Here is a 12,483-nt window from a genome sequence, read left to right on the forward strand (position 1 = left end):
CACCGCTGTGCAACCGCCGACGGCGCTCGTCGCCGCGTCGGACGAGCTCGCCTTCGGGGCGCTCGCCACGCTGCGCCGCGCGGGCCTCGACGTCCCGCGGGACTTCTCCGTGGTCGGCTACGACAACCACGAACTCGCTGGCGCCGTCGGCCTCACCACGATGGACCACGGTGTGGCCGATCAGGGCCGGCTCGCCGCGGAGTCCCTCGTCGCAGCCCTTTCGGGGTCCCCCGCAGCCGTCGGCCGGATCGATCCCTGCCTCGTGGTGCGCGGCTCGACCGCCCCGCCGCGCCGCCTCCGCGCGGGCACCTGCTGACTCCACACACCTGACCAACGAAGGGAACCCCATGGAATACCGCAAGCTCGGAAACTCCGGCATGTACGTCAGCGAGATCGCGTACGGCAACTGGATCACGCACGGCGACCAGGTGGACCAGGACGCCGCGACCGCGTGCGTCCGCGCCGCGCTCGACCTCGGGATCACCACGTTCGACACCGCCGACGCGTACGCCGGAACCCGCGCCGAGACCGCGCTCGGCGAGGCCCTCGACGGCGTCCGCCGCGAGGGCCTGGAGATCTTCACCAAGGTCTTCTTCCCCACCGGCGATGGCAAGAACGACCGCGGGCTGTCCCGCAAGCACATCATGGAGTCGATCAACGGCTCGCTGCGCCGGCTCCGCACCGACTACGTGGACCTCTATCAGGCCCACCGCTACGACTACGAGACCCCGCTCGAGGAGACCATGCAGGCCTTCGCGGACATCGTCCACGCCGGCAAGGCCCACTACATCGGCGTCTCCGAGTGGACGGTGGACGAGATTCGCCGCGCGGCCGCGCTCGCGAAGGAGCTCGGCATCGGGCTCGTCTCGAACCAGCCGCAGTACAACATGCTCTGGCGCGTCATCGAGCCCGAGGTCGTCCCCGTGAGCGAGGAGCTCGGGCTCGGGCAGATCGTCTGGTCGCCGATCGCCCAGGGCGTCCTGACCGGCAAGTACGCGCCCGGCGCCGCCGCGCCGTCGTCCTCACGGTTCTCCACCGCTGACGGCGGGACCAAGACCGAGCACCGCTACATGCAGCCCGCCGTCCTTGAGGCCATCCAGGGCCTGCGCCCGCTCGCGGACGAGGCCGGCCTCTCGATGGCCGCGTTCGCCGTCGCGTGGGTCCTGCAGAACACGAATGTCTCCGCGGCGATCGTCGGCGCCTCCCGGCCCGAGCAGCTCAAGGACAACGCGACCGCTTCAGGAGTGGTGCTCGATCCGGAGATCCTCGCGAAGGTCGACGCCGTTCTGGGCGACGTGGTGGTGAAGGACCCGGCCAGGGTCGAGTCCTTCCTCAAGCGCCCCTGAGCCTTCCCTCGTTCGGCCCGTCGCCGCCAGCCATCGTCCCGGCGTGGCACCAAGGCTGCGGCGGGCTTCAGAGCACCGCCGCGAGCAGGAATCCCGCCCAGGCCGCGAGCATGGCCGCGCCCAGGGTGCCGAGCGCGTTCAGGGCCGCGGTTCCGAGCCTCTTCGCCTGGACGAGGCGGATGGTTTCAACGCTTGCAGTGCTGAACGTCGTGTAGCCGCCGAGAAACCCGGTGCCCGCGATGGCGAGCAGCCCGGAGGGTGCCCCGCGCAGGGTCGCCCCAGCGAGGAGACCGAGCAGGAACGAGCCGGAGACGTTGATCAGGATGGTCCCCACGGGCAACGCCGTGCGCGCTTTGGCGCGGACGAGTCCGTCCACGACGAAGCGCGCGGCGGCCCCGACGCCTCCGGCCACGCCGAGAAAGATCACCGTCAACAGGGTCACCGGGCGCTCCTGGCGTGATGGTAGGCCGCCGCCCAGATGCCTAGGGCGCTGGCCAGCAGACCGCCGAGCACGGTCGCGGCGAGGTAGCCCAAGCCCTCAAGGCCGCGGCCCGTCACAAAGAGCTTCACGGCGTCGACGGCGAACGTGCTGTATGTCGTGAACGCCCCGATGAACCCGGTCCCGATGAGCAGGCGCAGGATTCTCAGGCCGCCCTCGTCGGGGCCGCGGCGGGCGAGGGCCTCGAGCAGGATCCCGAGAGCGAACGCCCCGGCGAGATTGATCACGAGGGTGGGCAGCGGCCAGCCGCCGGGGGCGGCAATCGCCAGACCGAGCCAGTACCTGGCCAGGGCCCCCGGGATCCCACCGGCGATCACCACGAGGATGTATCCGGGGTGCAGGTGAAGCGGCCGGCGCCGGCGGGGCGCGCCGAGGGTCCCGGCGTCAGGGTCCACGTTCAGCTGGCCCGGATTCCGTGGCTCGAAATCCACTTAGCTGTCCCCGCGCAGTCGACGTCGGCGATGCGCGAGCGGGACGACGACCACCGGGACGTCCTGGCTGTGGCCCAAGCGCACCGCCACGGATCCTGCGATCCGCTCCTCGAACCGGTGCGCGAGACCGTCCTCGCGCGTGCCCACGACGATGAGGGAGGCCCCCACTTCCCGGGCGTAGGAGGCCAGGGCGTGGGCGGGCTCACCCGACAGCGCAGCGAAGCTCCACGTGATCCCCGCCTCCGAGAGTTCGCCACGGAGGCCGTCGAGGAGGTCGGCGCGGACCTGAACGGAGTCGTCGTCCACGGCGTCCGGATCGATCGAGAGGAGTTCCACCCGTCCGCCGGGTTCCTCCTCGCTGATGACGGTCGGGTCGGCATAGGCGCACACGAGCCCGACCCCGAGGCCGTGGGCAAGATCCACGGCCCGGTGCAGAACCGCGAGTCCCTGCCCCGGGACCACCCCTGCCAGCACCGGACCCTCCAGCCGTCGGGGCCGGTACCCGGTTTCGGGCTGAGGATCCCTCTGGCCCTCGATGTCAGGCAAGGTCTCCTCCTCTGGTGGGCCGCCGCCGTCGTCTGTGTGGTGAAGCGCTACTTGGCGAGGCCGTAGAGGCGATCGCCCGCGTCGCCAAGGCCCGGCACGATGTAGGCCTTCTCGTTGAGCCGCTCGTCGATCGAGGCGAGGACGATCTTGACGTTAGCGTCGCCGAGCCCGGCCTCGAGCCGCGCGAGGCCCTCGGGCGCGGCGAGCAGGCAGATGCACGTGACGTCGCTCGCGCCGCGGCGGAACAGGAACTTGATGGCCTCGCTCAGCGTCCCGCCGGTCGCGAGCATGGGGTCGAGCACGAACACCTGCCGGCCCGTGAGGTCCTCGGGGAGCCGCTCGGCGTACGTGACGATGTCAAGCGTCTCCTCGTCGCGCGCCATGCCCAGGAAGCCGACTTCCGCCGTCGGCACGAGCTTCGTCATGCCCTCGAGCATGCCGAGGCCCGCGCGCAGGATCGGCACGACGAGGGGCGTCGGCTTCGTGAAGGCGGTCCCAACGGTCGTGGCGATGGGGGTCTCAATCGTCACGGGCTGGGTGCGCACCTCCCGCGTCGCCTCGTAGGCCAGGAGCGTCACGAGCTCCTCGGCGAGCTGCCGGAACACGGGGCTGGACGTGTTCTTGTCCCGCAGGACCGTCAACTTGTGGGCGACGAGCGGGTGGTCGACGACGAGTGTGCGCATGGCTGCCAAACTACCATTTGGCGGTGATGGCACGGCTCCCGGCCCGGTCCAGATCAAGCCCTCCCAGACGGCCGGCTGGGGCGACGATACGTGTTCTCCGGGCGGCCCGCGGGCTTGTATTCGAGGACGAGTTCGAGGTGGCCCTTGCGTTCGAGCTGGCTCAGATACCGGTGTGCCGTTGGGCGGGAGACACCGATGAGGGCGGACACCTCCTGGGCCCCCATCGGGGTCTCCGAGGCCAGAACAGCGTCGAGGATGTTCTGCATGGTGGGCGGCATGGGGCTCCGGTGCGGCTCCGGCGCTGACGGCGGGGCACCATGGCGGGACGCGAAGAGCTTGTCGATGTCCCGCTGACCGGTGATGCGGCGGTTCGAGTCGTCGCGCCACTTCCGGTAGGCCTCGAGCTGGTCGGTCAGCTGCCGCGCTCCGAACGGCTTCGCGAGGTAGTAGACCACGCCGCCGCGCATGGCCTCGCGCACGGTCGCAGCGTCCTGCGCGGCCGTGATGACGACCGCGTCGACGTCCACGCCCTCGTCTCGGAGCGAGCGCAGGAGGGAGAGGCCGTCCTCGTCGGGCAGGTAGACGTCGAGCAGAAGGAGTTGGGGCTTGAGGCGCGCAATGAGCTTGCGGGCCTCCGCCGCGGAGTGCGCCTCCCCAACGCACGCGTAGCCCGGCAGCTCGTCGATGTGCTCGGCGTGCAGGCGCGCCACGCGGTAGTCGTCATCGACTACCAGGGTTCGGATCATTCGCGTTCCTTCGCTTCCATGGTCGGCCCGGGAAACCAGACCTCGAACCGGCCGCCCGGCCCCGGGAACACGTCCAGCGTGCCGCCCGAACGCCTCACGATCCTAGCCACGAGGGCGAGGCCGATGCCTCGACGCAGGCCGGGCCGGGCCTCCTTGGTGGAGAATCCGTCGTGGAACACCTCGTCGACGAGGTCCGCGGGGACGCCGGGGCCGGTGTCGCGGACGGAGATGAAGACCCCGTCGGAGTCGTCGAGATGGAGCGTCACCGTCCGCTCCCCCGAGGTCCCGGCCAACGCATCGATCGCGTTGTCCAAGAGGTTCCCCACGAGGGTGAGCAACTCTACCGTGGGCAGCTCTGGCTGCTTGAGCTGCGAGGACTCGGTCACGACGAGCGCGACGCCCTGCTCGGCGGCGACCGTCGCCTTGGCGAGGACGAGCGCGGCGAGCTCGGGCGGCTCGATGCGCGATCTGAGGCCCTCGCCCAGCGAGCGCGCGGTGTCGGAGATCGTGGACACGAAGCTGCGCGCCTTCTCCACGTGGCCTGCGTCGAGGAGGCCCGTGACTACGTGGAGCCGGTTCGCGTACTCGTGCTCCTGCGCGCGGAGCGCCTCGATGAGCCCCTGGGTCGAGCGCAGGTCCCGCACGAGCGCCTCAGTTTCGGTCCTGTCGCGCAGCGTCACCACGGCCCCGACGCTACGCCCCGCGACGCTCACCCGACGCCGGTTGGCCACGAGGAGCGCGTCGTCGGTGATGACCACCTGGTCGTCCCCTCCGCCGTCGTCGGTCAAGACCTCGAGGAGACGGCCGGGCGGCACGAGTTCGTCGATCCGCTTGTCGATGAGCGTTCCGTCGAGGCCCAGGAGGCGGCGGGCCTCGCTGTTGATGACCGTGACCCGCCCTCCGTCGTCGAGACCGATCATGCCCTCGCGGATGCCGTGCAGGAGCGCCTCCCGGTTCTGCAGGAGCGAGGTCATCTGGCCGGGCTCGAGACCATACGTGGCGCGCTTGATCCGCTGGGCGAGGATCACGGAACCCACCGTGGCGCCGGCCAGGAGGAGGGCGAAGAGCCCCGCAATGCCGAGGGCCTCGTCCGCGAGGTCCTGCTCGACGGACGATTCGAGGATCCCCACGGACACCTGCCCCACGATCGCGCCCACATCGTCCTTGATGGGCACCTTCGCGTTCGCCGAGACGCCGAGGCTCCCGTTCTGGGTGCCGAGGTGGCTGTGCCCGTCCATGATCGCGAGGGGCTCTTCGAGCTGCAGCCCGATCTTGAATCGGTTCGGATGGGACAGCCTCATCGCGTCGAGTCCGGTGACGACGACGTAGGTCACGTCGGTCTCGTCCGTCACCCGATCGGCGAGGTCACGGATCCAGCGGGTCGGATCCCTCGCGACGACCGCCGCCGCGATGCCCGGAGTCTCGGCCACCGTCGTCGCGACCGCCAAGGAGCGGAGCCGGTACTGGCCGTCGAGCACGTTCCGCGTGACATGGCTCGCGATCACGACCCCGATGACCGCCGTCACGAGCAGGACGAGGCTCGTCCAGGCCAGGATCTGGGACGCAAGCGGACGGTGCCGCCACCACTGCGCGAAGTACCGAACGCCCCTCACACCGCTCCCTTCGGAGAAAAACAATCCCCATGAACTAAACGCACAGAATGAATTCAATGCGAAAAACAACAACATTTTTCCGAACCATTGTCGGTTGAATAATTGCATTTCTAGGGTATTCCACGACCCTGTGATTCCCATCACGCACCCCGAGGAAGGACTTCACCACGATGACGTCAGTGAAGCAGTGGGACGGATCGGCAGCGGGCACAGCAGCCCCAGCCATCCGGATCCAGAACGTCACCAAAAGGTTCCGGACCCCGTCCGGCGCCGCCTACACAGCCTTGAAGGATATCGACCTGACGGTCGAAGCGGGAGAATTCTGCGCCGTCGTCGGCCCCACCGGATGCGGAAAGTCCACGACCCTGACCCTCATCACGGGCCAGGAGAAAGCATCCGAGGGAACGGTCGAGGTCCACGGCCGGCCCGTCAACGGCATCACCCCGGACTGCGGCTTCATGTTCCAATCCGACGCGATCCTCCCGTGGCAGAGCGTCCTCGACAACGTCTCCGCCGGCCCGCGCTACCGCGGCGCCCCGAAGGCCGCGGCGCACGCCAACGCCCGCGACTGGATCCGCCGCGTGGGGCTCGCCGGGTTCGAGGACAACTACCCGCACCAGCTCTCGGGGGGCATGCGCAAGCGCGTCGCCCTCGCGCAGAACCTCATCAACGAGCCGCGCATCCTGCTCATGGACGAGCCGTTCAGTGCCCTCGACGTCCAGACCCGCGCCAAGATGAGCGCCGAACTGCTGAGCCTGTGGGAGCAGACGCGCCCCGCCGTCGTCTTCGTCACCCACGACCTCGAGGAGGCCATCGCGCTCGCGGACAAGGTCGTGGTGCTCACCGCCGGGCCGGGCGGCCGGGTCAAGGCGACGTTCCCCATCGACCTGCCTCGCCCCCGGCCCGTGCAGGAGATCCGCTTCGACCCGAAGTTCGTCGAGATCTACCACAGCATCTGGGAGGCGCTCCGCGAGGAAGTGGACATCGCCTACGCCCAGACCCAGCGCGCCGGAGCCGGAAAGGGCGCGGCGTGAACCGAGCATCGACCGTCAAGGAGAATCCCGTGTCCACCACCACGGCGCAGAACAGCCCCGCTCGTCCCACCTCCAGTCAACGGCCGACGGCGCGCAAGCAGCGCCGCGGTGCGGGAGCCTCGCGCTGGGCGGTCTTGGGCACCCAGGCCGCCATCGTCGTCGTCCTCGTTGCGAGCTGGGAGAGCCTCGTCCGTGCGGGGGCCCTCGATCCCCTGCTGTACGGGCAGCCCTCGCGCATCGTCGAGCAGCTCGTCTTCTGGGTCACCGAGGGCACCCCCAACGGTTCGCTAGGGACCCAGATCCTCATCACGCTCGAGGAGGCGCTCATCGGCTTCGCCATCGGAACGGCGCTCGGGATCGTCTTCGGCGTCGGGCTCGGGCGGATCGACTTCCTGGCGCGCGTGTGCGGGCCGTTCATCAAGGTGGTCAACGCGATCCCGAGAATCGTGCTCGGCGCCTCGTTCGTGGTGATGTTCGGCCTCGGGCTCATGTCCAAGGTCATGCTCGTGATCGTCCTCGTGTTCTTCGGCGTGTTCTTCAACGCCTTCCAGGGAACCCGCGAGGTGGACCGGAACTTCATCGCCAACGCCCAGATCCTCGGCGCGAGCCCGTGGCAGGTCACCACCAAGGTGGTCATCCCGTCGGCGTTCTCGTGGATCATCGCGAGCCTCCACGTCGCCTTCGGCTTCGCGCTCATCGGCGCGATCGTCGGCGAATTCCTCGGCTCGCAAATGGGCCTCGGTAACCTCATCCGCCAGGCCCAGGGCAACCTCAATCAGAACGCCATCTGGGCCGCGATGCTCATCATGGCCGTCGTGGCCCTCGTCGCCGAGTGGCTCATCACCAAGCTCGAACACCGGCTCCTGCGCTGGCGGCCGCCGCAGCGCAGCGGCGGAGCCGAAGCGTAGAACCCCGTCCACCCACGCATCCCACCGCACCACGCAATTCCCTGCACCACGCATTCCTGAGGAGAACCATGCGCAAGAAATCTGTCCTGGCCACGGGCGCCGCTGCCCTGGCCGTCACCATCGCCCTGAGCGGGTGCGCGAACAATGTGGCTGGCGAGTCCCAGAAGGTCCAAAAGGCCGGCGACGCGAGCGGCAAGACCGTGAGGGTGATGGTCGGCGGCCTCAACAAGCAGATCTATCTGCCCTTCATGCTCGCCGAGCGGCTCGGGTACTACAAGGAAACGGGCCTCAACATCGAGATCAATGACGAGCCCGCGGGCGCGAGCGCCAAGACAAGCCTCCTCGCGGGTCAGATCGACGCCGTGGGCGGCTTCTACGAGCACAACCAGATTCTGCAGGCCAAGGGCAAGGACACCGTGGCCGTCGTGTCGATGCTCCGGGCCGCGGGTGAGGCCGAGGTCTGCCGCTCGGACCTCAAGGGAGTCATCAAGGGCGCCGCCGACTTCAAGAACCGCAACCTCGGCATCACCGACCAGGGCTCCGCGACCGACTACATGACGCAGTACATCACCAAGCACGGCGGCGTGGACCCGTCCGAAACCCACCGCATCGGCGTCCAGGCTGGCGGCACGTTCATCGCCGCCCTCGACCACAAGAACATCGACTGCGGCATGACCACCGAGCCCACCATCTCCCAGGTGGTGAGCAGCGGGAAGGGCTTCCTCCTGTACGACGGCCGGACAGTGGCCGGCACCAAGGACATGTTCGGCGGGAACTACCCCACCACGAGCCTGTACCTCATGCTCGACTACGTCGAGAAGAACAAGGACACGGTCCAGCTGCTCGTCAACGCGTACGTCAAGACCCTCAAGTGGATTCAGGACCACTCGGCGGCCGAGATCACGGAGAAGCTGCCGGAGGACTACTACAAGAGCATCGGCAAGGACGCCTACGTCAAGGCGCTCGAGGAGTCCAAGGACATGTTCAACCCCACGGGGCTCATGCCCGAGGGCGGTCCGGAGCAGGTGGCCAAGGTCCTCCAGGCCAACCCCGAGGTCGGGGGCAAGACCATCGACGTGTCCAAGACCTACACCGACGAGTTCGTGAAGAACGCAAAGTAGGGCCGCTTCTCACAAGCGACCGGAGGGGGGACCGCACCGATGGTGCGGCGACCGAAGGCGGGGCCCGCACCCATGGTGCGGGCCCCGGCTGCGCGTTAACGGCCCAAGGCCGCCCTTCGAAACCGGCGTCATGCGCGTGCCCCGGCCGTCTCTTCCTCAGTATCGGCGGGGGGTCATCGCGAGAAAGGCCCGGGCTTGTTCGACCATGAAGTAGGTGGCGCCCTGCGCTACCTCGCACGCGGCCTCGGCGTGCGGATCGTCGGCGCGCCCGGAAGCGGCCGAACCACCGTCGCCAAGCGGCTTGTCGAGGAGCTCGAGCAGCGCGGATCCTCCGTGTACAGCGTCTTCGCGGTCCCCTCGCTCCAGGCCGTGCCGTTCGCAGGGATCCTCTCGCTCGGGCTCGACCTGCGCTCGCGCGCCGTCGGCATCCTCGGAGTCTCCGACCTCCTGTCCGAGCACCTCTCGCGGCCCGGCTCGCGGGTGATCGTGCTCGACGACGTCGACAACCTGGACCGCGAATCGCTCAGCGTGGTGGACATCGTGCACAAGCGCACGAACGTCCCGATCGTCGTCACGACCGGGGACGTGCCGTTCCGCACCTCGACGCCGGCCACGGCGGCTCTGGGCCGCTGGCCGCAGGCCACGATCGCGATCCCTCCACTGCGCTACGAGCACGTCAACGGCCTCGTGGCGGAGATGCTCGGCGCCCCGGCCGATGTGGACGTCGCGGCGCGCATCCTCGCCTCATCGGGCGGCAATCTGCGGCTCGCGGTGCGCATCATCGAGACGGCGGTGCTCGGCGAGCGCCTCGTGCTGCGGGACGGCCGGTGGTGCCTGAACGGCGGCACGCTCATGAGTGTGCATCTCCACAGCACGGTCGAGGCTCTCCTCGATGGCCTCAGCGACGAGGAGTTCCGGGCGCTCAACACGATGGCGCTCCTCGGACCGGGTCCCCTCGAGCGGCTCATCGCGACGATCGGCCCCGACCTCTTGGACCGGCTCGAACACCGCGGCCTCGTGTCCGTGGTTCCGGGTCAGGACGGCGCGCTTCTCGTTTCGGTGTTCCCGCCCGTCGTCGAGGACTATCTCAAGGGCCACATCGGCACCACGAGGAAGATCTTCCGCAGCGCGATCACGGACGCCTTCGCGGCCTCGACGTTCGACCTCGCCCCACCCGCGGCAGCCGATTCCTCGGCGGCGATCGCCGTGCTCCGCGCCGAGATGAACGGCAATCATTCGGCCACGGCCCAGTACTTCCACAGCCGCCTCGAGGACCTCGGGCGGCTCTACTTCGACGCGTGGGACGCGGACCGCAGCATGTCCAACGCGGTCGCGTTCCTTCGCGTGTATTGGGGCGCCCCCATCGACCGGAAGCGCGTCGAGGAGGTCTTCGCGCACACCGACCCCACGAACAGCGAGCCCGGTGATCGCCTGTTCTTCACGATGACTCACGCGCTGTGGGTGGCGCTCACCGCCGAGAACCTCGAGGATGCGACCCTGCTCATGGCGGAGTTCGCGGAGGCCGAACCGGGCTGGGCCGTCGAGGCGGAGGCCTGGGCGCTCCTCCTCGAGGCCTCCTACCACCGCGTCCCCGCGGACCTCGACGACGCGTTCGCCCGCTGGACCAATCGGAACCCCGCGAGCGGGGTGGTCCCGGCGGTGCGTGGGCTCCTCGAGCTGTTCCGCTTCCGCCCGGAGGAGGCGCTTCTGATCGCGGACACCGCGACGGGGTTCGAGAGCCTCCCCCGCTTCGACTCGCTCATTCGCGGGTTCGCGCTCTTCGCGAGCGGGCGCGTCGACGAGGCGATCGTCTTCTCCCTCGAGCGGCGCCGGGACGCCCAGCTCGCCGTCGACCAGTTCAGCCTCGTGACCCAGAGCTACGTGGCCGCCGTCGCCCTCTTCTCCCGTGGGCTGTTCGACGAGGCCGAATACGTCATGGGCACCACGTTTGCGCTGGGCCGGCCGGGCTTCCTCGTGGAGTCGCTGTACAACGCAATGGTGCGCCTCTCGTCGCTTCGGCATCCGTCGTCTCCAGGCGCGCACGCGGGCACGTCGGCACGGGACGTCGGCGCCCTCCCGGGCACCGGCAAGGGGGTCTACGACCTCGTCCGAAAGCAGCCCGCGAGCGCTGAGAAGTTCGACGACGCCGCGAGCCGGCTCATCGACGAACAGCTCCTCCACGGCTACGTGCTCGAGGCGACATATACGGGACTTTTCACGCTCTGTCTGCTCCCTGGGCCGCGGGTCAAGGCGCGCCTCCAGGGCATTCTGGACGAGCGCGGCGTCGCCCAGCACCGCCAGCTCCTCGCCATCGCGGACGCCGTGATCGGCGTCGACCTTCCGCATCTCGCGCAGCTCCTCGACGGCTACGTTCCGGACGAGGACACCTACCAGATCACGATGCTCCTGCGCGGGGCGACGCAGCGGTACCGGCTCGGCGGCGAGGCGGCGGAAGCGATCGCGGGCCTCGAGCGGGCCACGAAGGCCTTCGCGGCCCGCTTCCCCACGGAGGGCCAGTTCATGTCCATCGAGCCGAGCGGCGCGGCGCCCATGCTCACGGCGCGCGAGGCCGAAGTGGCTCTCCTCGCCGAGGAGCGCAGCAATCAGGACATCGCGGCGCTGCTCAAGCTGAGCATCCGGACGGTCGAAAGCCACATCTCCAACGGTCTCCGCAAGACGGGCACGTCTACCCGTCGGCAGCTCGCCGAGGTCGCGCGCCGCGCGGCGGGCGCCCATGCCCAATCATCCTCGCGGAGGATAGAGACGTAAGTCCCTTGGGCCGTACACTGAGCCCCATCCTCGGTAAGGAGGTGAGGCGTCATGAAGACGCTCATGGTCTCCTTGCTCGCATACTCCACCGCAGCAACTGGGGCGCTGTTGGGTGCGTGGTTGGCAGCGAAATGGCCGAACCCACGGTGGAGTTCATTCCTGGTGTCGTCGGGGGTGATCGTGGCGACCGTTGCCGTGTGGGCACAGGTGATCTGACGGACGCACCGCGTCGTTCGCCAGGGGCCCACGCCACGGCGTCCCTATCATGGAGCCATGGCAGCCCCCGATCCGCAGCATGAGGCGTGGATGCGCCGCGCCCTTGCGGCGGCCCGGGACGCGCTTCCGACTGGAGACGTGCCCATCGGTGCTGTCGTCGTGGGTCCCTTCGGCGACGTGATCGCCGTCGGCCGCAACGAGCGTGAGGCGCTCGGGGACCCGACCGCGCACGCGGAGATGGTCGCCATCCGCGCGGCTGCCGCGGCGCTGCAAGCGGACCGCGGCGGCGGGGACGGCTGGCGGCTCGAAGACTGCACGCTGGTGGTCACCCTTGAGCCGTGCGCGATGTGTGCGGGGGCGATCGTGCTGGCCCGGATCCCGCGGGTCGTGTTCGGCGCGTGGGACGAGAAGGCGGGGGCCGCGGGGAGCGTGTTCGATGTTCTGCGTGAGCGCCGCCTCAACCACCGCGCCGAGGTGTATGGGGGCGTCCTCGCGGACGAATGTGGCGAGCTCCTGCGGGAGTTCTTCGCGGCCCATCGCTGATGTTCGCTGCCGCCCTCCATCCGGGCCA

14 protein-coding genes are annotated in these 12,483 nt (G+C 69.1%); 8 read left to right on the forward strand and 6 right to left on the reverse strand.

Annotation, left to right across the window (positions count from 1 at the left end):
• Both ACLN58_RS10850 and ACLN58_RS10855 read left to right on the forward strand, forming a co-directional pair.
• On the forward strand, positions 1–316 hold a 316-nt coding region (locus ACLN58_RS10850), incomplete at its 5' end, for a substrate-binding domain-containing protein (protein ID WP_415855271.1).
• Positions 317–347: 31 nt separating this feature from the next.
• The gene (locus ACLN58_RS10855; RefSeq protein ID WP_415855272.1) at positions 348–1,346 is read left to right on the forward strand and encodes an aldo/keto reductase family protein; all 999 of its coding nucleotides are present in this window, start codon (positions 348–350) and stop codon (positions 1,344–1,346) included.
• 67 nt (positions 1,347–1,413) lie between these two features.
• Here ACLN58_RS10855 and crcB (ACLN58_RS10860) read toward each other — a convergent pair whose 3' ends face one another.
• The 6 genes from crcB (ACLN58_RS10860) to ACLN58_RS10885 are packed head-to-tail and all read right to left on the reverse strand — an operon-like array spanning position 1,414 to position 5,864.
• On the reverse strand, positions 1,414–1,779 hold the full coding sequence (crcB, locus tag ACLN58_RS10860) for a fluoride efflux transporter CrcB (RefSeq protein WP_415855284.1): 366 nt from the start codon (positions 1,777–1,779) through the stop codon (positions 1,414–1,416).
• Positions 1,780–1,784: 5 nt separating this feature from the next.
• Positions 1,785–2,276 carry a fluoride efflux transporter CrcB gene (crcB, locus tag ACLN58_RS10865; protein ID WP_415855273.1) on the reverse strand — a complete coding sequence of 164 codons (492 nt, stop codon included), beginning with the start codon at positions 2,274–2,276 and terminating at the stop codon, positions 1,785–1,787.
• Positions 2,277–2,822: a universal stress protein gene (locus ACLN58_RS10870; RefSeq protein ID WP_415855274.1), complete on the reverse strand. Its 546-nt coding sequence runs from the start codon at positions 2,820–2,822 to the stop codon at positions 2,277–2,279.
• Between the two features lie 47 nt (positions 2,823–2,869).
• The gene (gene upp / locus ACLN58_RS10875) at positions 2,870–3,505 is read right to left on the reverse strand and encodes a uracil phosphoribosyltransferase (protein ID WP_415855275.1); all 636 of its coding nucleotides are present in this window, start codon (positions 3,503–3,505) and stop codon (positions 2,870–2,872) included.
• Positions 3,506–3,558: 53 nt separating this feature from the next.
• Entirely contained in the window at positions 3,559–4,251 is a 693-nt protein-coding gene (locus tag ACLN58_RS10880) for a response regulator transcription factor (protein ID WP_415855276.1), read from the reverse strand.
• The gene (locus ACLN58_RS10885) at positions 4,248–5,864 is read right to left on the reverse strand and encodes an ATP-binding protein (protein WP_415855277.1); all 1,617 of its coding nucleotides are present in this window, start codon (positions 5,862–5,864) and stop codon (positions 4,248–4,250) included. Before ACLN58_RS10885 ends, ACLN58_RS10880 begins: the two co-directional genes overlap by 4 nt.
• Before the next feature lie 170 nt (positions 5,865–6,034).
• Between ACLN58_RS10885 and ACLN58_RS10890 the strand changes: the two genes are divergently transcribed.
• The 6 genes from ACLN58_RS10890 (at position 6,035) to tadA (ending at position 12,455) form a co-directional block, all read left to right on the forward strand.
• Entirely contained in the window at positions 6,035–6,898 is an 864-nt protein-coding gene (locus ACLN58_RS10890; protein ID WP_415855278.1) for an ABC transporter ATP-binding protein, read from the forward strand.
• Positions 6,899–6,927: 29 nt separating this feature from the next.
• On the forward strand, positions 6,928–7,806 hold the full coding sequence (locus tag ACLN58_RS10895) for an ABC transporter permease (RefSeq protein ID WP_415855279.1): 879 nt from the start codon (positions 6,928–6,930) through the stop codon (positions 7,804–7,806).
• Between the two features lie 68 nt (positions 7,807–7,874).
• Positions 7,875–8,927 carry an ABC transporter substrate-binding protein gene (locus ACLN58_RS10900; protein ID WP_415855280.1) on the forward strand — a complete coding sequence of 351 codons (1,053 nt, stop codon included), beginning with the start codon at positions 7,875–7,877 and terminating at the stop codon, positions 8,925–8,927.
• 195 nt (positions 8,928–9,122) lie between these two features.
• A complete protein-coding gene (locus ACLN58_RS10905; RefSeq protein ID WP_415855281.1) occupies positions 9,123–11,696 on the forward strand; it encodes a LuxR C-terminal-related transcriptional regulator in 2,574 nt (857 codons plus the stop codon).
• Positions 11,697–11,747: 51 nt separating this feature from the next.
• The gene (locus ACLN58_RS10910) at positions 11,748–11,912 is read left to right on the forward strand and encodes a hypothetical protein (RefSeq protein ID WP_415855282.1); all 165 of its coding nucleotides are present in this window, start codon (positions 11,748–11,750) and stop codon (positions 11,910–11,912) included.
• 57 nt (positions 11,913–11,969) lie between these two features.
• The gene (gene tadA / locus ACLN58_RS10915; protein ID WP_415855283.1) at positions 11,970–12,455 is read left to right on the forward strand and encodes a tRNA adenosine(34) deaminase TadA; all 486 of its coding nucleotides are present in this window, start codon (positions 11,970–11,972) and stop codon (positions 12,453–12,455) included.
• Positions 12,456–12,483 lie beyond the last annotated feature (28 nt).

The organism is Sinomonas sp. G460-2 (assembly GCF_047759905.1).
GTDB lineage: Bacteria > Actinomycetota > Actinomycetes > Actinomycetales > Micrococcaceae > Sinomonas.

Coding starts and splice junctions, on each gene's coding strand:
- ACLN58_RS10890 (WP_415855278.1), top strand. CDS start 6,035: ATGACGTCAGTGAAGCAGTGGGACGGATCGGCAGCGGGCACAGCAGCC.
- ACLN58_RS10900 (WP_415855280.1), top strand. CDS start 7,875: ATGCGCAAGAAATCTGTCCTGGCCACGGGCGCCGCTGCCCTGGCCGTC.
- ACLN58_RS10880 (WP_415855276.1), bottom strand. CDS start 4,251: ATGATCCGAACCCTGGTAGTCGATGACGACTACCGCGTGGCGCGCCTG.
- ACLN58_RS10855 (WP_415855272.1), top strand. CDS start 348: ATGGAATACCGCAAGCTCGGAAACTCCGGCATGTACGTCAGCGAGATC.
- upp (WP_415855275.1), bottom strand. CDS start 3,505: ATGCGCACACTCGTCGTCGACCACCCGCTCGTCGCCCACAAGTTGACG.
- ACLN58_RS10910 (WP_415855282.1), top strand. CDS start 11,748: ATGAAGACGCTCATGGTCTCCTTGCTCGCATACTCCACCGCAGCAACT.
- tadA (WP_415855283.1), top strand. CDS start 11,970: ATGGCAGCCCCCGATCCGCAGCATGAGGCGTGGATGCGCCGCGCCCTT.